The organism is Acuticoccus sediminis, assembly GCF_003258595.1.
Lineage (GTDB): Bacteria > Pseudomonadota > Alphaproteobacteria > Rhizobiales > Amorphaceae > Acuticoccus > Acuticoccus sediminis.
Genome location: NZ_QHHQ01000001.1, coordinates 113,838 through 135,222, shown reverse-complemented (window position 1 = coordinate 135,222; position 21,385 = coordinate 113,838). Strand labels below are relative to the sequence as shown.

General features: G+C 69.7%; 18 protein-coding genes. 9 read left to right on the top strand and 9 right to left on the bottom strand.

Annotated features, from left to right (window positions below):
- Nucleotides 1-25 precede the first annotated feature (25 nt).
- Together DLJ53_RS00500 and DLJ53_RS00495 are read left to right on the top strand one after the other, a co-directional pair.
- A complete protein-coding gene (locus DLJ53_RS00500; RefSeq protein ID WP_146619848.1) occupies nt 26-1,282 on the top strand; it encodes an MATE family efflux transporter in 1,257 nt (418 codons plus the stop codon).
- 10 nt (nt 1,283-1,292) lie between these two features.
- The gene (locus DLJ53_RS00495) at nt 1,293-3,326 is read left to right on the top strand and encodes a GumC family protein (protein ID WP_244935019.1); all 2,034 of its coding nucleotides are present in this window, start codon (nt 1,293-1,295) and stop codon (nt 3,324-3,326) included.
- Between the two features lie 93 nt (nt 3,327-3,419).
- Here the strand turns inward: DLJ53_RS00495 and DLJ53_RS00490 are convergent, their stop codons facing one another.
- From DLJ53_RS00490 to DLJ53_RS00465, 6 genes are all read right to left on the bottom strand, one after another.
- Nucleotides 3,420-4,334, bottom strand: coding sequence for a dihydrodipicolinate synthase family protein (locus DLJ53_RS00490; protein WP_111341348.1), 915 nt, complete (start codon nt 4,332-4,334; stop codon nt 3,420-3,422).
- A gap of 153 nt (nt 4,335-4,487) precedes the next feature.
- Nucleotides 4,488-4,697, bottom strand: coding sequence for a cold-shock protein (locus DLJ53_RS00485; protein ID WP_075222227.1), 210 nt, complete (start codon nt 4,695-4,697; stop codon nt 4,488-4,490).
- 9 nt (nt 4,698-4,706) lie between these two features.
- Nucleotides 4,707-5,915, bottom strand: a complete 1,209-nt coding sequence (locus tag DLJ53_RS00480; RefSeq protein WP_244934973.1) for a DEAD/DEAH box helicase — start codon at nt 5,913-5,915, stop codon at nt 4,707-4,709.
- A 356-nt stretch (nt 5,916-6,271) separates the two neighbouring features.
- Nucleotides 6,272-7,357 carry a choline ABC transporter ATP-binding protein gene (gene choV / locus DLJ53_RS00475; RefSeq protein WP_111341344.1) on the bottom strand — a complete coding sequence of 362 codons (1,086 nt, stop codon included), beginning with the start codon at nt 7,355-7,357 and terminating at the stop codon, nt 6,272-6,274.
- The gene (gene choW / locus DLJ53_RS00470) at nt 7,357-8,193 is read right to left on the bottom strand and encodes a choline ABC transporter permease subunit (RefSeq protein WP_111341342.1); all 837 of its coding nucleotides are present in this window, start codon (nt 8,191-8,193) and stop codon (nt 7,357-7,359) included. Before choW ends, choV begins: the two co-directional genes overlap by 1 nt.
- Before the next feature lie 287 nt (nt 8,194-8,480).
- Entirely contained in the window at nt 8,481-9,437 is a 957-nt protein-coding gene (locus DLJ53_RS00465) for a choline ABC transporter substrate-binding protein (protein WP_111341340.1), read from the bottom strand.
- A gap of 101 nt (nt 9,438-9,538) precedes the next feature.
- On the opposite strand from DLJ53_RS00465, the gene betI reads away from it, so the two are divergent.
- The 4 genes from betI (at nt 9,539) to betA (ending at nt 15,062) form a co-directional block, all read left to right on the top strand.
- Nucleotides 9,539-10,126, top strand: coding sequence for a transcriptional regulator BetI (betI, locus tag DLJ53_RS00460; protein WP_111341337.1), 588 nt, complete (start codon nt 9,539-9,541; stop codon nt 10,124-10,126).
- On the top strand, nt 10,123-11,637 hold the full coding sequence (betC, locus tag DLJ53_RS00455) for a choline-sulfatase (protein WP_111341334.1): 1,515 nt from the start codon (nt 10,123-10,125) through the stop codon (nt 11,635-11,637). Before betI ends, betC begins: the two co-directional genes overlap by 4 nt.
- Nucleotides 11,637-13,100: a betaine-aldehyde dehydrogenase gene (gene betB / locus DLJ53_RS00450; RefSeq protein ID WP_111341331.1), complete on the top strand. Its 1,464-nt coding sequence runs from the start codon at nt 11,637-11,639 to the stop codon at nt 13,098-13,100. Before betC ends, betB begins: the two co-directional genes overlap by 1 nt.
- A gap of 300 nt (nt 13,101-13,400) precedes the next feature.
- Nucleotides 13,401-15,062 carry a choline dehydrogenase gene (gene betA / locus DLJ53_RS00445; RefSeq protein WP_111341328.1) on the top strand — a complete coding sequence of 554 codons (1,662 nt, stop codon included), beginning with the start codon at nt 13,401-13,403 and terminating at the stop codon, nt 15,060-15,062.
- On the opposite strand, the gene DLJ53_RS00440 is transcribed toward betA, so the two are convergent.
- A complete protein-coding gene (locus DLJ53_RS00440; protein ID WP_111341325.1) occupies nt 15,031-15,714 on the bottom strand; it encodes a CDP-alcohol phosphatidyltransferase family protein in 684 nt (227 codons plus the stop codon). The genes betA and DLJ53_RS00440 overlap by 32 nt on opposite strands.
- Nucleotides 15,715-15,899: 185 nt before the next feature.
- Between DLJ53_RS00440 and apaG the strand changes: the two genes are divergently transcribed.
- Nucleotides 15,900-16,292 carry a Co2+/Mg2+ efflux protein ApaG gene (gene apaG, locus DLJ53_RS00435; RefSeq protein ID WP_111341322.1) on the top strand — a complete coding sequence of 131 codons (393 nt, stop codon included), beginning with the start codon at nt 15,900-15,902 and terminating at the stop codon, nt 16,290-16,292.
- 94 nt (nt 16,293-16,386) lie between these two features.
- Here apaG and DLJ53_RS00430 read toward each other — a convergent pair whose 3' ends face one another.
- The gene (locus DLJ53_RS00430; RefSeq protein ID WP_111341319.1) at nt 16,387-16,809 is read right to left on the bottom strand and encodes a tellurite resistance TerB family protein; all 423 of its coding nucleotides are present in this window, start codon (nt 16,807-16,809) and stop codon (nt 16,387-16,389) included.
- Between the two features lie 113 nt (nt 16,810-16,922).
- Between DLJ53_RS00430 and DLJ53_RS00425 the strand changes: the two genes are divergently transcribed.
- Entirely contained in the window at nt 16,923-17,687 is a 765-nt protein-coding gene (locus tag DLJ53_RS00425) for a sulfotransferase family protein (RefSeq protein ID WP_146619847.1), read from the top strand.
- A complete protein-coding gene (locus DLJ53_RS00420; RefSeq protein ID WP_244934972.1) occupies nt 17,684-19,246 on the top strand; it encodes a lysine--tRNA ligase in 1,563 nt (520 codons plus the stop codon). Before DLJ53_RS00425 ends, DLJ53_RS00420 begins: the two co-directional genes overlap by 4 nt.
- A gap of 85 nt (nt 19,247-19,331) precedes the next feature.
- Here the strand turns inward: DLJ53_RS00420 and DLJ53_RS00415 are convergent, their stop codons facing one another.
- A complete protein-coding gene (locus tag DLJ53_RS00415) occupies nt 19,332-21,323 on the bottom strand; it encodes a bifunctional metallophosphatase/5'-nucleotidase (RefSeq protein WP_146619846.1) in 1,992 nt (663 codons plus the stop codon).
- Between the last annotated feature and the right edge of the window lie 62 nt (nt 21,324-21,385).

The window sequence follows — 21,385 nt, the reverse complement described above, 5'->3', positions numbered from 1 at the left end:
CGGCCACGCCGGCCCGCGGCCGCGGATGAAGCGCTACGCCCTTCCCCTGATCGACCAGGTGGTCGTGGCGGCGTTCAACCTCGTCCTGCAGCTCGTGCTCGTGCGCTTCGCCAGCGCGGAGGACTACGGCACCTTCGTCCTTTGGCAGGCGCTGGTGATGGTGATGGTCGGCTTCCAGGATGCCATGATCGGCCTGCCGCTGTCGGTGCGCATCCCCTACGAGCCGGGAAGTCGGCGCCGCTTCGTGCTGGAACGCCAGGTTGCGACCTTCACCGGCCTCTTCGTCGCCGCCGCGGCGTGCCTCTTCCTCATCGGGGTCAGCCTCGCCTACGGGGCTGTCGTCTGGCTGGCGCCGGCGCAGGCGGTCTTCGCGCTGACGTTCCTGACCTACTACGCGGTCCGCTACCTCGCCCAGAGCCGCGCCAAGTTCGGCGCCGCCCTGGCGATGGACTCGGCCTACGCCGTCCTCGCCCTCGGCGCGGTCGCGGGGCTGGTCTTCGCCGACGCGGTCCGGCTCGTGCCGGTCTTCCTCGGCCTGTCGCTGCCGGCGGTGGTGGCGGCGGTGGTCGGGCTCGCGATGCTCGACCGCCCGCCGGCCATCCGCTTCCGCCGCATGCTGTCCGGCTACCGGGAGATCTGGCGCGACAGCCGCTGGACCGTCGTTGCCGTCGCCGCGTCGGAGATGCAGAACCGCGCCTTCGTCTTCATCATCAGCGCGTTCTACGGGCCGGCCGTGCTGGCGGGCATCTTCGCCGGCAACCTCGTCCTGCGGCACCTGGTGATGCTCGTCCTCGCCTGGAAGGCCTTCGCGCGTCCGTTCGTCGCGACGATGCGCAACGCGGGCGACTATCGCGGTCTCGTGCGGTTCTGCGCCGTCTCGGGCCTTGTCCTCGTTGGCGTTTATGTTGTGAACCTAGCGGTCGTTTCGGTGGCGTGGCCGCTGTTCGAAACGTACATCTACGCTGGCAAGTATGAGAACATGCTGCCCGTGGTGCGAGTGTGGACACTGATCAACGCCCTGCAGGTCCCGATGGTGATCCTCGCACTCATGCTGACGACGCTCGGCCGCTACCGTGCCGATTCCTTCGCGGTCATGATCGGCTCGGTCGTGACGCTGACCGGCGTGACCCTCCTCGCGAAGTTCGTCAGCGCCGACGCGACGCTGTTCGGCGCCGGGCTCGGCTATGTCGTGACGGCGGCCATCATGGCGTACACGGTGCGCGGCGAGCTGGCCCGGCGGCGGGCCGGCGCCCGTCTCGCAGCCGCCGCCGAGGCCGCCTAGCGTGCAAGACATGACGGCGGCCGAGACCGCCAGCAATGGCAGCTCGGCCGCGGGTCCCAATCCGCTCGCCCCCATCATCTGGCTCGCCGAGGCGTTCTGGCAGTACAAGTGGCTCGTCATGACGGTGATGGCGGCCGGCGTCGTCGCCGCCGCGACGCTCGCGGGGCGGCTGCCCAACGTCTACACGGCCGCCGGCCTGGTCGAGATCGACCCGGGGCGCGACGACATCCTGGCCCAGCGCCAGACCAACTCCGGCTACATCCCGCCCGAGACGGTGACCGAGACCGAGGTCCAGGTGATCCAGTCCTCCACCGTGCTGGAGCGGGTGGCGCAGGAGCTCGAGTCGCGGCAGCCCGGCACCGCCGCCGCCACTTCGGGCGCCACTGCGGCCGACGGCGGGGCCGCACAGGCCGAGATGGTCAGCGAGTTGCAGAAGCACCTGCGGGTTCAGCCGACCGGCCGCTCCTACGTGGTCGAGGTCAGCTTTTCGGGCCGCGATCCGCGGTTCGCGGCGGACGTCGTCAACGCCGTGATGCGCCAGTACCTCCAGCTCGACATCGACGCCCAGCGCGACCAGGCGAACGAGACGATCGCCCAGGTCTCCGAGCGGCTCGACGAGCTGCGCACCAACCTCGACGAGCGCGAGCGCGCGGTGGAGGAGTTCCGCGCGACGAACCGGATCACCGAGAGCGCGGGCACGACGATGCTGTCCGAGCAGATCGCGCAGATGAACGAGGAGCTGATCCGCGCCCAGTCGGCCCTCGCCCAGGCCCGCGCGGCGTCCGATCTGCGCGGCGCCGCGGCCGAGGCCATCCCCGAGGTGGTCGCCTCGCCGCTGATCCAGGAGCTGCGGGGGCAGGAGGCCATCCAGGAGCGTACCGTCTCCGAGCTGTCGGCGATGTACCGCCCGACGCATCCGCGCCTCATCCAGGCCGAGGAGGCGCTGCAGGCGATCCGCGGCACCATCGCCTCCGAGACGCGCAAGATCGTCGAGTCGCTGGGGACGACCGCGAACGTCCAGACCGAGCGCGTCGCCACCCTGGAGGGGCAGATCGAGGCGATGCGCGACCGCCTCAACGAGCAGCGCGAGGCGGAGATCGCGCTGCGCCGGCTGGAGCGCGAGGTCGACGCCGCCCAGCGCGTCTACGAGGTGCTCCTCAACCGCTACCGCGAGGTGCAGGGCACCGCCGGGCTGGAGCGGCCGGACGGGCGCATCGTCGCCGCGGCGGTCGCGCCGACGGCGCCGTCAGGGCCGAAGCGCATCCTGGTAGTGGCCGGCGGGGGGATCCTGTCTGGTGCGGTGGCGTTCGCGCTGGTCCTCGGCATCGCGCTGGTGGACCAGCGCCTGCGCACCCGCAGCGACGTCACCCGAACCGTCGGCATCGCGCCGCTCGCCACCGTGCCGCCGGTGCCGTCCACGAGCCGGCTCTTCTCGGGCTTTCGGGTGCGCCGCCGCAATGCCGCCTTCGCCGAGGCGATCACGCACCTGCGCGCCGCGCTCGTCCTGCGTGCGGGCGGGCGGGAGCCGACCATCGTCGCGATGACCGCGCCGGACGACGGCGTCGGCCATGCCGATCTGCTCACCGCGCTCGGCCAGGCCTGCGCGATCGCCGGCGACGTCACCGTGCTGATGGACGCCAACTTCTCGCGGCCGTCGATCCACAACCGCCTCGGCGGCCACAACGAGTTCGGCGTCTCCGACCTCGTGATGATGGGCGGCGAGGTGGACGCGGCGTTGCAGATCGACCGCTACACCCCGCTCAACTTCCTCGCGGCCGGCCGGCAGACGGACCCCTCGCTCTACCGCGCCAGCTCCATGGGCGCGCTCATCGACGCCCTCTATCACCGGTTCGACGTCGTCCTGATCAACCTGCCGCCGATCGTCGAGCGGCCGGACGCCCAGGCCCTCGCCGCGGAAGCCGAGGTGGTCGCCATCGCCGCCAAGGCGGGACTGACGAGCCGGCGCGAGCTCCTCGAGACGGTCCAGACCTTGCGGTTCGTCGGCCCCGGCCTGCCGCTCGCGACGGTTCTCATCCGCCGATAGCCTCACCGCCATCGCGCGCCGCGCCGGCCGGGTCGTTGGCGATGTCGGCGCGGAGGCCGGCGGGGAGCCGCGCGGGCCTGGCGGCGGTCGGGATCAGCGGCCCCAGGTGAGGGCGAGCGGGTTCAGCTCGCGGGCGAGCTCCAGCAGGCCGGCGCGGGTCGCCGGATGGAGCTGCGGCATCGGGTGGCGCACCACGTCCGAGCCGATCACCCCGCCCTCCATCATCACCGTCTTGCACGCCCTGAGGCCGCACTGGCGGTTCTCGTAGTTGATGAGGGGGAGGATCTCCCGGTAGAGCGCCGCCGCCTTCGCCCGGTCGCCGGCCGCGTGCGCGGCCAGCACCGGCTTCACGAGATCGGGGAGCGTGGCGGAGGTCATCGAGCCGGTGGCGCCGGCGTCGAGGTCGGCCATCAGCGTGATCCCCTCCTCGCCGTCGAAGGGGCCCACGATGGCGTCGCCGCCCTGCTCGATGAGGCCGCGCAGCTTGCCGGCGGCCTGCGGGGTCTCGATCTTGAAGTACTGGACCGCCTCGATCTCCCGGGCGAGGCGCACCAGGAAGGGCACCGTCATCTCCACGCCGGACAGCGGCGCGTCCTGGATCATGATCGGCAGGCCGATCTCGCCGACGCGGGCGAACTGCTCGTAGGTCTGCGCCTCGGTGCCCTTGAGGAGGGCCCCGTGGTAGGGCGGCATCAGCATGACCATCGCCGCGCCGAGCGACTTGGCGAGCGTCACGCGGGAGACCACGATGTCGGTCGAATAGTGCGAACAGGTGACGATGACGGGGATGCGCCCGTCCATGTGCTCCAGCGAGACCCGCATCAGCGTCTCGCGCTCCTCGTCGGTGAGGAGGAACTGCTCGGAGAAGTTGGCGAGGATGCAGACGCCGTCGGCGCCCTGGTCGACGATGCAGTCGATCACGCGGCGCATGCCTTCGACGTCGAGGGTGCCGTCGGCGTTGAAGGGGGTCGGGGCGACGGGCCAGACGCCGGTGTAGGCAGGGGCCATGGCGGATCCTCCAGGTTTGTTTCTTGCAGCGTTTATGGGCCGAGAACCTGGGCCGTCCAAGCGGGTGGCGCAACAAGAAAAGCCGCCCGGAGGCGGCTTTTCGAGTTCGTGGGCCGGGCGGGCCCGGCCGGGTAGATGTGATGGTCGCGTGCCTTAGAGGGCGCGCAGGTTCACAGCCGAGGACTTGTTGCGACGGCGATCGACTTCGATCTCGTACGAGACCTTCTGTCCTTCCGCGAGATCGCGCATGCCAGCCCGCTCGACGGCGCTGATGTGCACGAACACGTCCTGGCCGCCCTCGTCAGGCGCGATGAAGCCGTAGCCCTTGGTGCTGTTGAACCATTTGACCGAACCGGTGGCCATGGTTGTCTCCTAGATCGTCTGTTGCGGCACAGTGGTGGACTTGGGCCGCGAAGTTGAAGATGCCGCCCGGCGGTTGCCGGTGCGGGACCGATCGGCCGGAGCCGAACGGCGGTGTTGTGTGTCCGACGAGGCCGACGGCTTGCGGCGGCGCGACCGAGTCCGCTTTGCGGCCGGAACCGCATTGACGTGCTCGGCCGTCGAAGTGGGGGCATTCTCGGCGGCGAGACGCCGGCCGATCAGGCGTTCGATATCGCGCAGGAGCTTCAGCTCGTCCGGCGCGCACAGCGACACCGCGATGCCGGAACGACCGGCGCGCGCGGTGCGGCCGATGCGGTGCACATAGGCTTCCGGCACGTTCGGCAGCTCGTAGTTCACCACGTGGCTGACGCCGGAGACGTCGATGCCGCGGGCGGCGATGTCGGTTGCGACCAGCACCTTGGCGCTGCCGTCGCGAAATGCGTCCAGCGCGCGCTGGCGCTGGTTCTGGCTCTTGTTGCCATGGATCGCGACCGCGGCGCAGCCGGCGATCTCGAGGTTGCGGCTCACCTTGTCCGCCCCGCGCTTGGTGCGGGTGAACACGATGGCACGCTCCACGTCGCTTTCCGCCAGGAGTGCGGCGAGGGCGTCACGCTTCTCGCTGGTGTCCATGTGGCGGACCGACTGGTCGATCGCCTCGACCGGCCGCGAGACCGGGGCGACGGCGATTTCGTCCGGGTTGCTGAGGAAGTCCGCTGCGAGGCGGCGGATCTCCGGCGGCATGGTGGCCGACAGGAGCGCCGTCTGCCGGTCGGACGGCAGGGCCCGGAAGAGGCGGCGGATCGCCGGGATGAAGCCGAGGTCCAGCATCTGGTCGGCTTCGTCGAGGACGGCGACCTCGACCGCGTCAAGCGTCATGACGCGGTTGCGCAGGTGGTCTTCCAGACGGCCGGGGGTGGCGATCAGGATGTCGACGCCGCGGGCGAGCTTGCGCTCCTGCGGACCCGGCTTGACGCCGCCGACGACGACGGCGCTGGAGAGGCGGGTGTTGGCGGCGTAGGCGCGCACGTTCTCCTCGATCTGCGCCGCCAGCTCACGCGTGGGGGCCAGAATGAGGGCACGAACCTTCCGGGGTTCGGGGCGGCCACGGCCGATGAGGCGATGGATGATCGGCAGCGTGAACGCGGCCGTCTTGCCGGTTCCCGTCTGCGCGGTGCCGAGGACATCGCGATCCGCCATCATGGCGGGGATGACCTTCGATTGAATGGGGGTGGGCTGTGAATAACCTTGCGCTTCAATGGCGCGAAGGATGGGCTCGGCCAGGCCGAGGTCCGTGAATGTCGTCAAACGTTACTTCCGTGCGCCGAGGCGCATGCCGGGCGCGTTTCTTCGGTTAATACCGGTGTAAGGGGTGTGTCGGCCGTTTTCACTGGCCTGTCGGGGGCGCCGGTCCACGACGCATTTCATGCTAAAGCCCTGAGGCAATGCGCGGCCGCGATCCCGACCACACCACATACGTAGCAGTTCTTATGCTTAACTACAAGGGGGGAGCCGGGCGCACGCGAAAGTCGCCCGCGGGAGGCAGGCCTGTGCAGCCGTCAGGAGCCTGACACACCCGGCGCACCGCTGCCAGCCGCCAGCGCCGCGACGACGTCCGCCGCCGAGATCGTCCCCAGCTGTCGGCCGTCCTCTACCACACGAACGGTCTCCTGCGACCCCAGAAACTGCATCACGTCCTGGACCGTCGCTTGGGGGCCGACGCTCGGTGCGCCGTCCGGCGGCGGGCCCTCGCCTGCGTCCGCACCTACACCCGCGCGCGCCAGCACGTCGGCGGCGGTGAGGACGCCGAGCGGGTTCATGTGGGCCACGAAATCAGCCACATAGTCGTTGGCCGGTGCCCGGATGATCTCCGCCGGCGTGCCGCACTGGACGATCCGCCCGCCCTCCATGATCGCGATCCGGTCGCCGATCTTGAACGCCTCGTCGAGGTCGTGGCTGACGAAGATGATGGTGCGCTTCAGGTTCCGCTGAAGGTCGAGCAGCTCGTCCTGAAGGCGCGCGCGGATCAGCGGGTCGAGCGCCGAAAAAGGCTCGTCCATCAGGAGGATAGGCGCCTCGGTCGCGAACGCGCGGGCGAGGCCGACCCGCTGCTGCATCCCGCCCGACAGCTCGCCGACGCGCCGGTCCGCCCAGTCGGAGAGGCCGACGAGGTCGAGCTGCGCCCGCGCCCTTGCCTCCCGTTCGGCCTTCGTGAGGCCCGACAGTTCCAGCCCGAAGGCGACGTTCTCCGAAACGTCCCGCCATGGCAGCAGTCCGAACTGCTGAAAAACCATGGCGATACGCTCGCGGCGCAAACGACGTAAGATTTTCTTATCGGCAGCAGTGACGTCCGTCATTTGCGCACCATCGTGCACCAGGACGCGGCCGCGCACGATCGGGTTCAAGCGGTTCACCGCCCGCAGCAAAGTGGACTTGCCGGAGCCGGAGAGGCCCATCAGGACGAGGATCTCGCCCTCGCCCACCTCGAGCGAGCACGCGTGGACGCCGAGCACCTGGCCCGTGGCCTCCTGGATCTCCGACCGCGTCCGGCCTTCGTCCATCAGCGGGAGCGCGTCGGCCGGCGCGTCGCCGAAGACGATGTTGACGTCCTCGAAAATGACAGCGGGGGTCCTGGGAGCGCTCATCAGCGGTGCCTCGTGATGCGAAGGACGCGGTCGAGCATGATCGCGACCACCACGATGATGAAGCCGGACTCGAAGCCAAGCGAGGTGTTCACCTGGTTCAGCGCGCGCACCACCGGTACGCCGAGGCCGTCGGCGCCCACCAGCGCGGCGATCACCACCATCGAGAGGGAGAGCATGATGGTCTGGTTGAGGCCGGCCATGATCTGCGGCAGCGCGTAGGGGAGCTCCACCTTGACGAGCTTCTGCCAGGCCGTCGCCCCGAACGCATCCGCCGCCTCCAGCAGCGGCCGCGGCGTCGCCGCGATGCCGAGCTGGGTCAGCCGGATCGGCGCCGGGACCACGAAGATCACCGTCGCGATGAGGCCCGGCACCATGCCGATGCCGAAGAACACGATCGCCGGGATCAGGTAGACGAAGGTCGGCAGCGTTTGCATGAGGTCGAGGACCGGCTGCAGGACGTTGTAGAGCCGCGGCCGGTGCGCCGCGACGATGCCGATCGGCACTCCCACCGCCATGCACACGATGCAGGCCGAGATCACCAGGGTCAGGCTCTCGGTCATCTCCTCCCAGTAGCCCTGGTTCAGGATGAAGAGGAAGCCGAGAACCACGAACAGCGTGATCGACCAGCGCCGCTGGATCAGGTACGCGATCGCCCCGCCGAGGGCGATGATGACGATCGGCGGGGGCGACTGCAGCGCCCAGAGCAGCCAGTCGATGAGCCATTCCATGGCGTCGGCGAGGCCGTCGAAGAACCAGCCGCCATGGGACTGGAGCCAGTCGAACACCGCCTCGGCGGCGTCGCCGACCGGAATCTTGTAGTCCTCGATGAATTCCAAAATGCCCTCCGGATGGGTCCTAAAGGGTGGGGGCGCGAAGAGCCTCCGCCCCGTGGGGCAAGCGCCGTGCCGCGAAGGCGAGGGCTGTTCCTCCCCTCGCGCTTCCCTCCGCCTCGGCGGCGGCAAGAGGTTCGGCCCTGACGCCCGTTCCGCTGCCGGCAGGCCCGATCCCCTCGGGCCAGCCTGCGCCGGGCCCGGCCCTCGTCAAGGGCAAAGGCTTCGTCCGGCGCTGCGCACCGCCCTTCACGAGGGCTGCGACCTGCAAGCGGAGGCTTGAAGCGCCCGGGTCAGAGGCCGAGCTCTTCCTTGACCGCGTCCAGACCGGGCTCGCCGCTCAGCGTCGTCACGCCGTCGAGCCACTCCGGCAGGACGTCGGGGTGCTCCGTCAGGTAGGCTTCGGCGGCGTCGTCCGCCTCCTCGCCCTCGTCGAGGATCAGCGCCATCACCTCGTTCTCCATCGCCAGCGAGAACCCGAGGTTTTCAAGGAGCTTGCCGACGTTCGGGCACTCCTGCATGAACCCGGCCCGCACGTTGGTGTAGACGGTCGCGCCGCCGAGGTCGGGGCCGAAGAAGTCGTCGCCGCCCTCGAGGTAGGTCAGCTCGAAATTGGCGTTCATCGGGTGCGGCTCCCAGCCCAGGAACACGATCGGCTGGTCCCGCTTCGTCGCCCGCGCCACCTGCGCCAGCATCCCCTGCTCGGAGGACTCGCGCACCTCGAAGTCCTTAAGGCCGAACGCGTCCTGGTCGATCATGTCGAGGATCAGCCGGTTGCCGTCGTTGCCGGGCTCGATGCCGTAGATCTCGCCGTCCAGCTCCTCGGCGTGCTTGGCGATGTCGGCGAAGGTCCTGATGCCGAGCTCCGCGCCGGCCGCGTTCGTCGCCAGCGTGTACTTCGCGCCCTCGAGGTTGGCGCGCACGGTCTCGACCGTGCCCTTGTCGCGGTAGGCGGCGATGTCGCCCTCCATCGTCGGCATCCAGTTGCCGAGGAAGACGTCGACGTCACCCTTCTCCAGCGAGGCGTAGGTCACCGGCACCGACAGCACCTTCACGTCGACGTCGTAGCCGAGCCCCTCCAGCACCGTCTTCGTCAGCGCCGTGGTGGCGGTGATGTCGGTCCAGCCGACGTCGGAGAAGGTGATGTCCTCGCAGTCCTGGGCCAGGGCCGGGGCAACCATGGCCGGCATGACGAGGGCGGTGCTGGCCGCAAGGACCAGGGCGGGGAGGGCGGTGCGTCGCATGAGCATCTCTCCTGTCGCGGGTATCGGTCGGGATGTTGATTGACCAGTCAAATAAAAACCAGTAGCCCGGAGATGTAAACAGTACCCCTCGGAGGCAGAGGCAGCCCATGCCGAAGATCGGAATGGAGCCCGTGCGCCGCGATGCGCTCATCCGCGCCGCCATCGTCGAGGTCGGCGCCATGGGATCGCTCGACGTCACCGTCAGCCGCATCGCCCGCCGCGCCGGCGTCTCGCCCGCCCTGGCGCACCATTATTTCGGCTCCAAGGAGCAGATCCTGCTCGCCGCCATGCGGCGTATCCTGACCGACTTCGGCACCTCCGTGCGCGGTCGCACCCGAGCGGCCCGCACCCCGCGCGAACGCCTCGCCGCGATCTTCGAGGCCTGCTTCACGCTGGAGCAGTTCGAGCCGTCCGTCATCGTCGCGTGGCTGAACTTCTACGTCCACGCCCACCGGTCGCCGGACGCCTCGCGCCTCCTCGCGATCTACGCCCGGCGGCTCGACTCCAACCTCGTCCATGCGCTGCGCAGCCTGGTGTCCGGGGACGAGGCCCGCACCATCGCCCAGGGGATCGCCTCGATGATCGACGGGCTCTACATCCGCGCCGCCCTCCAGGAGCGTGCGCCCAGCCGCACCGACGCCATCGCCATGGTGTCGGACTACCTCGATCTCTGCCTCGACAGGACCAAGCGATGAGCCGAAAGCCCAACGTCCTGATCCTCATGGCCGATCAGCTGAACGGGACGCTGTTTCCGGACGGCCCGGCCGATTTCCTGAGGACGCCGAACCTCGCCCGGCTCGCGGCGCGGTCGACGCGCTTCGCCAACGCCTACACCGGCTCGCCGCTGTGCGCGCCGGGGCGGGCGAGCTTCATGGCCGGCCAGCTGCCGCACCGCACCCGCGTCTACGACAACGCCGCCGAGTTCGCCTCGGACACGCCGACCTACGCGCACCACCTGCGCCGCGCCGGCTACGCCACCACGCTGTCGGGCAAGATGCATTTCGTCGGCCCGGACCAGCTCCACGGGTTCGAGGAGCGGCTCACGACGGACATCTACCCCGCCGACTTCGGCTGGACGCCGGACTACCGCAAGCCCGGCGAGCGGATCAACTGGTGGTACCACAACCTCGGCTCGGTCACCGGCGCCGGGATCGGCGAGATCTCCAACCAGCTCGAATACGACGACGAGGTCGCCTACGAGGCGACACGCAAGGTCTACGACCTCGGCCGCCGCAACGACGAGCGGCCGTGGATGCTGACCGTCTCCTTCACCCATCCGCACGATCCCTACGTCGCCCGCCGCAGGCACTGGGACCTCTACGAGGACTGCGAGCACCTCGAGCCGACGGTCGCCGCGCTCCCCTACGAGGTGCACGACCGCCACTCCCGGCGCATCTTCGACGCCAACGACTGGCGCAACTACGAGATCACGGCCGACGATATCCGCCGGTCGCGCCGCGCCTACTTCGCCAACGTCTCCTACATCGACGAGAAGGTCGGGGAGATCATGACCGCCCTCGAGGCGACGGATCAGGCTGACGACACCATCGTCCTCTTCCTGTCCGACCACGGCGACATGCTCGGCGAGCGCGGCCTCTGGTTCAAGATGAGCTTCTTCGAGGGGTCGGCCCGCGTCCCCCTGATGATCGCCGCGCCGGGCATGCCGGCCGGCCGCATCGACACGCCCGTCTCGACCATCGACGTCAACGCCACCCTCGCGGACCTCGCCGGCATCGACCTCACCGAGGTTGCGCCCTGGACCGACGGGACGAGCCTCGTTCCCGTCGCCGGCGGCGCGCCACGCGGGCCGGTGCCGATGGAGTACGCCGCCGAAGCCTCCGAGGCGCCGCTGGTGGGCCTCGTCGACGGGCGCTTCAAGTACCTCCACTGCGAGATCGATCCGCCGCAGCTCTACGATCTCGCGGCGGACCCGCACGAGCTGACCAACCTCGCCGCCGACCCGGCGCACGCCGCGACAGCCGCGCGGATGGCCGCCGCCGTCGCCGAACGGTGGGACATGGAGGCCTTCGACGCGGAGGTGCGCGCCTCCCAGGCCCGGCGCCTCGTCGTCTACGAGGCGCTGCGCGTGGGCGCGGAGTACCCGTGGGACTTCCAGCCGCTGAAGAAGGCGTCCGAGCGGTACATGCGCAACAAGCACGACCTCAACGACCTCGAAGACCGCCAGCGCTACCCGAGGGGGGACTGATGCGCGCTCAACCGACCGCCAGCCATTTCGTCGACGGCGCCTACCTCGAGGACGAGGCCGGCACCCCCATCGACAACGTCTTCGCCGCCACCGGCGAGGTGATCGCCCGCGTCCACGCGGCGACGCCCGCCGTCATTGAGGCGGCCATGGCCTCGGCCGTGCGCGCCCAGAGGGTCTGGGCCGCGACGTCGCCGGCCGAGCGCGGGCGCGTCCTGCGCCGCGCCGCCGACATCATCCGCGCCCGCAACGAGGAACTCTCGGCGCTCGAGACCCTCGACACCGCCAAGCCCATCCAGGAGACGCTCGTCGCCGACGCCGCCTCGGGCGCGGACGCGCTCGAGTGGTTCGGCACGCTCGCGCCCGGCCTCCACGGCGAGAGCGTCCCCCTCGGCGGGGACTTCGCCTATACGGTGCGCGAGCCGCTCGGCGTCTGCGTCGGCATCGGCGCCTGGAACTATCCCACCCAGATCGCCTGCTGGAAGGCCGCGCCGGCGCTCGCCTGCGGCAACGCCATGGTGTTCAAGCCGTCCGAGCTGACGCCGCTGTGCGCCCTCAAGGTCGCCGAGATCTTCATCGAGGCCGGCGCCCCGACCGGGCTCTTCAACGTCGTCCAGGGGATGGGAGAGGCCGGCGCGGCGCTCGCCACCCATCCCGCCACCGCCAAGGTCTCCCTCACCGGCTCGGTGCCGACGGGCGCGAAGGTCTACGCCTCAGCCGCGGCGGGGATGCGCCACGTCACCATGGAGCTCGGCGGCAAGTCGCCGCTCCTGGTGTTCGACGATGCCGATCTCGAGGATGCCGTTGGCGGCGCCATGCTCGGCAACTTCTACTCGGCCGGGCAGATCTGCTCGAACTGCACCCGCGTCTTCGTCCAGGCGGGCATCAAGGCGCGCTTCCTGGACCGTCTCGTCGAGCGCACGCGCGCCATCCGCCTCGGGGATCCGACCGACCCCGCGACGCACATGGGGCCCCTCGTCTCCTACGCCCAGCGGGACAAGGTGATGAACTATATCGACATTGGACGCCGCGAAGGTGCGCGGATCGCGATCGGCGGGCGCGCCCCGCAGGGCGAGGCGTTCGAGAAGGGCGCCTTCGTCGAGCCGACCGTGTTCGACGGCGTGACCGACGCGATGACCATCGCCCGCGAGGAGATCTTCGGACCGGTCCTCTCCCTCCTCACGTTCGAGACGGAGGAGGAGGCCGTCGAGCGCGCGAACGCGACGCCCTACGGACTGGCGGCGGGCGTCTTCACCCGCGACCTCGCCCGCGGGCACAGGGTCGCCGCCGCGCTCCAGGCCGGGATCGCCTGGATCAACACCTACAACCTCACGCCCGTCGAGGAGCCGTTCGGCGGGGTGAAGGCGTCCGGCGTCGGCCGCGAGAACGGGCGCGCGGCCGTCGAGTTCTACTCGCAGCTGAAGACCGTCCATGTCGGGATGGGGCGCGTGGAAAGCCCCTACTGACGGCGCCTCGCGTCGTCGGCGGCACTGACGGAGCCCCGCGTCGTCGGCGACCGCGTGACGCGTTGAGGCTCAGCGGCGAGGGCGTTCCCCCCTCGCGCTCCCCCCGTCTCGCCGACGGGCAGGCGTCCGGTTCGATTGGCTGAAGGAGCCAACCGATCCGGACACCTGGTGCCAGCCTCCGCCGGGGTCCGGGCGCGTCAAGGGTGAAGGCTTCGCCCGCGCTGCGCGCGCCCTTGACCCGCCCGGACCCCGGCAATCCGTGCAAGACCGAGAGACACCGTTCCGCGACGGAGGAATGCCATGGAAGCCGATTTCGTCATCGTCGGGTCCGGATCGGCCGGCGCAGCCCTCGCCGCGCGCCTCTCCGAGGACGGCACCCGCTCCGTCGCCGTCATAGAGTACGGCGGCACCGACGCGGGGCCGCTGATCCAGATGCCGGCCGCGCTTTCCTATCCGATGAACATGTCCCGCTACGACTGGGGCTTCGTCTCCGAGCCCGAGCCCCATCTCGGCGGGCGCCGCCTCGCCACGCCGCGCGGCAAGGTTCTCGGCGGGTCGTCCTCGGTCAACGGGATGGTCTACGTCCGCGGCCACGCCAGGGACTTCGACCACTGGGAAGAAGAGGGCGCCGCGGGCTGGGGCTACGCGGACGTCCTGCCCTACTACAAGCGGATGGAGCACTGGCACGACGGCGGCCACGGCGGCGACCCGGACTGGCGGGGCACCTCCGGACCGCTCCACGTCACGCGCGGCCCGCGCCGGAACCCGCTCTTTCACGCCTTCGTCGAAGCGGGGCAGCAGGCCGGGTTCGAGTTCACCGCCGACTACAACGGCCGGAAGCAGGAAGGCTTCGGCCCGATGGAGCAGACGGTCTGGCACGGCCGCCGCTGGTCGGTCGCCAACGCCTACCTCAGGCCGGCGCTGAAGCGGAAGAACCTGACGCTCGAACGCGGCCTCGCCCGCCGCGTCGTCTTCGCGGACGGCCGGGCGGTCGGGGTCGAGATCGGGCGCGGTGGCGGCATCGAGGTCGTGCGGGCGCGCCGGGAGGTGATCCTCGCCGCCTCGAGCATCAACTCCCCCAAGCTCCTGATGCTGTCCGGCGTGGGGCCGGCAGCGCACCTCGTCGAGCACGGCATCGCGGTGCTGGCCGACCGGCCCGGCGTCGGGCAGAACCTGCAGGACCACCTGGAGGTCTACATCCAGCAGGCCTGCACCCAGCCGATCACGCTCTACAGGCACTGGAACCTCTTCGGGAAGGCGCTCGCGGGGGCCGAGTGGCTCTTCTTCAAGACGGGGCTGGGCGCGTCGAACCAGTTCGAGAGCGCGGCGTTCCTGCGCTCGGCGCCCGGCGTCGAGTACCCGGACATCCAGTACCACTTCCTTCCCATCGCCGTGCGCTACGACGGCAAGGTCGCGGCGGAGGGGCACGGCTTCCAGGCCCACGTCGGGCCGATGCGCTCGCCCTCCCGGGGCGCCGTCACCCTGAGGAGCGCCGACCCCGGCGAGGCGCCGCGCATCGTCTTCAACTACATGTCCACCGAGACGGACTGGCACGACTTCCGCCACTGCGTGCGCCTGACCCGCGAGATCTTCGCCCAGCGCGCGTTCGACCCCTACCGCGGCAAGGAGATCCAGCCCGGGGCGGACGTCCGGAGCGACGACGAGATCGACGGCTTCATCCGCGAGCACGCCGAGAGCGCCTACCACCCCTGCGGCACCTGCCGGATGGGCCGCGCGGACGATCCGGGCGCGGTGGTCGACCCGCAGTGCCGGGTCATCGGCGTCGACGGGCTGCGCGTGGTGGATTCCTCGATCTTTCCGCGCATCACCAACGGCAACCTCAACGCGCCGTCCATCATGGTCGGCGAGAAGGCCGCCGACATGATCCTCGGGCGGCCGCCGCTCCCCGCCGACAACGGCGAGCCGTGGATCAGTCCGCGCTGGACGACGTCGGACCGCTGACCGGCCCGGCCGGCGGCGCGCCGGCCACCGGGGGCATGGGCGGCAGGTGGCGCAGCATGTCGTTCACCGCGAGGACCCGGGCGCCGGCCGAGACGAAGCACACCGCCGCGAAGAGGAAGGCGAGCCAGACGAAGGCCGCGGGGAAGACCATCATCAGGCAGAAAACAGCTATCGTCTCCGCGCCTTCGGCCAATCCCGCGAAATAGTAGATCGACTTCCTGCCCTGGATGTCGGTGGTGAGGCGCATCTCCGCCGCGACGGCGGCGAAGCCGAGGAAGGTGGCGCCGTTGGCGTAGAAGCTCGCGAGGAGCACCGCCGCCGCCAGCGCGTTGCGGCTCGGGTCGGCGATGGCGAAGGCCAGCGGGATCGCGCCGTAGAAGAAGAAGTCGAAGACGATGTCGAGGTAGCCGCCGAGCCGGGTGACGCCGTGCTGGCGCGCCACCGCGCCGTCGAGCCCGTCGGCGATCCGGCTGGCTGCCAGTGCGACCAGCGCCGGACCGAAGGCTCCGAACGCCACGGCGACGGCCGAGGCGAGCCCGAAGACGAGGGCCGCCACGGTGATCTGGTTCGCAGTCACCGGCAGGGGACGCAGGCGACGCGCGATCCAGTTCAGCGGCGGATCGATGATCCTGCGAATTCGCGTGTCATACATAGTATCTTTCGCTCTGTTAACGCCTAACGCAAAACACAATCAGGGAAAACTATAGCCAGCCGACATTGCATTGAGAGAGCGCCGAAAAGAATCCTTTTCAGCACGCGTGACGCTGCTAAGTATCTGGCTGGGCAGCCACGGAAGGAGGAGCGGCATTCGCCGTTTCGGGACTCGCGACGTTTGTTATGTACAAAGCCACGACCGCATTCATCGACGTCGAAGTCGAGCCGACCTACCTGCCCGAGCACTCGGCGCCCGAGGTGCACCGGTACGTGTGGGCCTATACGGTGACGATCCACAACCGTGGTGACGACAGCGTTCGCCTGCGCCGCAGGCACTGGACGATCACCAACGCCAAGGGCGAGGTGCAGGAGGTCGACGGCTCCGGCGTGGTGGGCGAGCAGCCGATGTTGGACCCGGGCGACAGCTTCACCTACACCTCGGGTTGCCCGCTGACGACCTCGTCCGGCTTCATGGTTGGCCACTACGAGATGGAGCGGGACGACGGGTCGATGCTCCACGTCGACATCCCCGCCTTCTCGCTCGACATGCCGAACGCGCGCGTGTCGATGAACTGAGCGCCGGGTCGCGGCGCTCGCGGCTTCGTCAGCCGGGAGGGGGCGGGCGGCACGCTGCGGCCGCCCGGGTGGACCCGTCAGGGCCGGCGGGCGCTCAGCTGCCCTGCAGGGTGCGGTGGCGGGCGCGGGCGCCACGCTCCAGCGCGGCGACGATCAGCTTCTCCAGGCCGAGACGGTCGCGCAGCATGGCGAGGAAGCGGAGCTCCTCCTGCTGGATGCGAAGATCGGCCGCCGCCACCTCGACCGCCAGCGCGTACGCCGTCTCGTGGAGGTGCTTGGGAACGCAGGTCGCGATCAGGTCGAGGACCGTGTCGAGGCCGTCGTCCTCCTGCAGGATCTCGCCGCAGGTCTCGGCGAGATGGACGAGGCGCTCCGAATCGAAACCGCGGAACACCGGCACCGTCTCGACGATCTCACCGATGCGCCGGAGTTCGGCGTCCGTCATCGTGCGGTCGACGGCGGACATCGTGACCATGGCGAACACGAGGGCTTCGTGATGGGAAATCGGCTGATCCATGTTCCGTCCGGTTCATTTCGAGTATTCGCTGCCCCTTAGCATCTTGGTCGGCCGCATGCTACAGCTGCCGGCCCTCGGCGTTGCCCGCCGCCGACCGCCCAGAAAGGCCCGTTTTGCCCGTCTTCATCCTCGGTTCGCCCCGGTCCGGAACCACCGCGATGGCGATGGGGCTGGCCCGGCTGAAGCGTTTCGGCCGATACAGGCTCGAGGGGCACTTCCTCTACCACTTCCACCCGGGTCTCGTGCGTGTCGCGACCGGCCGCGTCGGCGGCAACTCGATCGTGATGGAGGCCGAGCAGGCGGCGCGGTTCATCGGCGAGTTCAAGCGCTCGGTGAACCGGCTCTACAGCGAGACCGGCGACCCGGACGACGAGGCGTGGATCGACAAGACGCCCGATCACAAGCAGGCGGCGGCGATCCCGTCCATCGACGCACTGTGGCCGGACGCGCGCTACATCTTCCTCTATCGCCCCCCGCTGCAGGCGGTTCGGGCCTCCGCGGCGATGCCCCACTGGAAGCTCGAGGGCCACGAAGGGGCGGTCGCGCAGCGCTGGGTTGAGTGTCAGGCGGCTTGGCGTCGGCACAGGGATCGGCTTAAAGGCCGTGCAGTCGAGGTCTTCCAGCCCGACATGCTGGCCGATCCGGCCGGTACCGCGGCGGCCTTGGCGCCCCTACTCGATCTCTCGGATGACGAAGTGAACATGTTGACCACCTTCTGGAGCAAAAACGACCGGCTCAACCGACCGAGCAAACCGGAGGCGGAGAAAGCCTACGACCTGTTCGAGCTGAGCAAGGCCGCGCGCGATGAGGTGGCGGCCATCACTTCCGAGGAGGCCGCCCGCTGGCCGCGCCTCGCCGACCATGGAGACCCCGCGTGAGCGAAGCCGCCCAGAACGCCCGGGCCTGGCCCTTCGAGGAGGCCAGGAAGGTCGTCGCCCGGCTCGGCGACGAGACGCGCCCTGCCATCTTCGAGACCGGCTACGGTCCCTCCGGCCTGCCCCACATCGGCACCTTCGGCGAGGTCGCGCGCACCACGATGGTGCGCCGTGCCTTCGAGGCGCTGACCGGCGGCAGGATCCCGACCCGCCTCATCGCCTTCTCGGACGACATGGACGGGATGCGCAAGATCCCGCCGACCCTGCCGAACCAGGACAGGATGGCCCCCTTCCTCGGCCGTCCGCTGACCGAGGTGCCGGACCCGTTCGGGACGCACGAGAGCTTCGCGCACCACAACAATGCGCGCCTGCGCTCGTTCCTCGACGACTTCGGGTTCGAATACGAGTTCGTGTCGGCGACCGAGATGTACCGCTCCGGCGCCTTCGACGAGGCGCTGCTGGCGACGCTCCGCGCCTACGACAAGGTGATGGAGATCATGCTGCCGACCCTCGGGCCGGAGCGCCGTGCCACCTACTCGCCCTTCCTGCCGGTCAACCCGGAGACCCGCGTCGTCGAGCAGGTTCCGGTCATCGCCCGCGACGTCGACGCCGGAACCATCACCTGGAAGGACGCGGACGGGAAGACGTTCGAGACGCCCGTCACCGGCGGCCACGCCAAGCTGCAGTGGAAGGCCGACTGGGCGATGCGCTGGTACGCGCTCGGCGTCGACTACGAGATGGCCGGCAAGGACCTCATCGATTCGGTGACGCAGTCCTCGAAGATCTGCCGGGCCATCGGCGGCAACCCGCCGGCCGGCTTCAACTACGAGCTCTTCCTGGACGAGAAGGGCGAGAAGATCTCCAAGACCAAGGGCAACGGCCTCGCGGTCGAGGAGTGGCTGACGTACGCCTCGCCGGAGAGCCTCGCGCTCTTCATGTTCCAGAAGCCGAAGACGGCCAAGCGCCTCTACTTCGACATCATCCCGAAGGCGGTGGACGAGTACTTCACCTTCGCCTCGAAGTATGCCGAGGAGGACGAGGCGAAGCGGCTGGAGAACCCGGTCTGGCACATCAAGGGGGCCCCGGCGACCGCCAGCGGGACGCCGATCTCCTTCGCCATGCTCCTCAATCTCGTCTCGGCGTCGCACTCGCAGAACCGGGACGTGCTGTGGGGGTTCATCTCGCGCTACGTGCCGGGCGCGACGCCCGAGACCGAGCCCGAGCTCGACAAGCTCGTCGGCTACGCGATCCGCTACTACGCGGACTTCGTGGCGCCGTCCAAGTCCTTCCGCGCCCCGACCGCGACGGAGCGGCAGGCGCTGGAGGAGCTGTCGGCCCAGCTCGAGGGGATGGAAGGCGCCAGCGCCGAGGACATCCAGAACGTCGTCTACGAGATCGGCAAGGCGCACTTCGAGCAGCTTCGCGACTGGTTCGGCGCGCTCTATCAGGTGCTGCTGGGCCAGCAGCAGGGGCCGCGCTTCGGCTCCTTCGTGGCCCTCTACGGCGTGCCGGAGACGCGGGCGATGATCGCCGAGGCGCTGCAGCGGGACGCGGCCGAATAGCGCCGCCGTCCTGCCGGGCGCCGCGTCACGCGCGCCCGGAACGGCATCCGGACAGGCGGGCGGGTCGACCCGCCCGCCTGTTTCGTTACTGGACGAAGAGCGTGTTGCGGATGCGGGTGTCCTCGATGCCGCTCGTGTCGGGGAGGTCGACCGGGGCGGTGAAGGTGGCGAGGTATTCCGCCAGCGCGTCCTGCTCGGTCCCGACGTTGGTGAACTGGGCGGCGCCGGCGGCGATCACGTCCGGCTTCATCAGGTCGACGACGTCGGCGAACCCGGCGTTCTCCTCCACGAAGCTCGGGTAGGGGTAGCCGTCGCCGCCGTCGAGCAGGAAGCTCAGCGTGACCGCGCGGATCCCGTCCTCGAACTCGGCCGAGGCCGGGGTCAGCTCGCCGTCGGCATAGATGGTCACGTCCGAGCCGTCCGCCGCCGCACCCAGCAGCGTCACCTCCATCACGCGGCTGCCGGCCTCTTCCGTCGGATCGAACGCGAACGACATGCCGCCGACCTGCGGGAAGCGGCCCTGCGCGTTGGTGGGCGTGCCGTCGTCCTCGTAGGTGCTGGCGGCGACGCCGTACTCGAGCGTTGCGACCAGCTGCTCGGGGGTCAGCGTGACGAGCGAGAGCGGGTTGTTGAAGGCGAGCGCGTCCTGGATCTGCAGCTCGGAGATCTTGCCGTTGCCGAGCGGGATCGAGGCGCGGATGCCGCCGCCGTTCTTCAGCGAGACCAGAACCTTGTCGCCGGACAGCTCGTTCGCCACGGCGAGGTTGGCGTCGGCCGTCAGGTTGCCGAGGTTGGTCTCCTCGGTCCGCACGCCCGGCTCGCGGTTGCCGTTGAGGTCGACGGCGAGGTCCGCGAAGTAGGTGGACCCGGAGGTCGTCAGGACCGCGTCGGAGATCGCCGTGACGAGGTCGTGGACCGCCGCCCCGGCCTTGGAGCCGGCGAGCGCCGCGGCGAGATCCGCCGCGCCTGTCACCGCCAGCACGCCCTCGTCGTCGGTGGCGTAGGCGCCCGACACCTCGGGGTCGATCGTCGCCGGCAGAAGCTTGCCGTCCGCGTCGAAGCCGACGACCAGCCGGCCGACGTAGGTGTATTGCCCGTCGGTCGAGACGATGGCGACGTCGTTGCCGCCCGCGTCCTTGCCGAGAATCGGGTAGGGACCCAGCGCCTCGTCCTTCTCGCGCAGGCGCAGGTTCTCGTTGGCGAGGCGCGTGTCGGAGCCGCCGGCGATGAAGATGTCGACGCCGTCGAGCAGCGTCGAGAGCTTCTCCTCCAGCGAGATCTGCTGCAGGTGCGAGGTCAGGATGATCTTGTTGACGCCGTCCGCCGTCAGCTTGTCGACGACGGGCTGGATCACCGCCGCGAGCGCGGCCATGTCGTCGCTGGTCGGCGTCGTCGTGATGCCCGGGCCGGGGGAGGAGATGGTGGCGAGGAGCGGGGTCGTCGCGCCGATGATGCCGTACGTCTCACCGCCCGCCTCGAGGACGGTGTAGGGCGCCACGATGCCGTCGCCGGCGTCCCCCGCGTCGCTGTGGATCGCGGCGAGCGGGCTGTCGGCGCCGACCTCGAGGTTGGCGGACAGGAGCGGGAACAGCGCGCCGGTCCAGGTGTCGCTCTTGCCGATGATGGAGACGAGCGTCTCCGGGCCGAAGTCGAACTCGTGGTTGCCGAGCGCCGAGGCGTCGAAGCCGATGATGTTCATGATCGCGATGTCGTACCGGCCGGTCCCGGTCTCGAGGCCGCTGGCGTCGATGCCGGCGGTCTTCATCGCGGCATCGAGGGCGGCGCTCAGCTTGGCCCGGACCTCCTCGTCCTGGGCGCCGGCGGCGTTGGAGAACGGGCTCGGGATGAAGTTGTCGCCCGCCGAGATGACGAGGGTCGCCTCCTGTTGCGGACGCAGGGCCTCGACGATGGCGGCGAAGTTCGGCGCGTTCTTCACGGCCCCGGCGTTGCCCTCCAGGTCCGAGGCGTGCAGGAGCTGCAGGGTCGCGGCAGGGGCGGCGTCCTGACCCAGCGCAGGGCCATAAGCGCCGAGCGCCGCGCACAGCGCGAGCCCAATCGACGTGCGGTTCACCGACATGCGAGCCTTCCTCGTTTGCATCTGCATGAGTTTCATCATGCTTTTCCGGGCTGTGCTAGCAG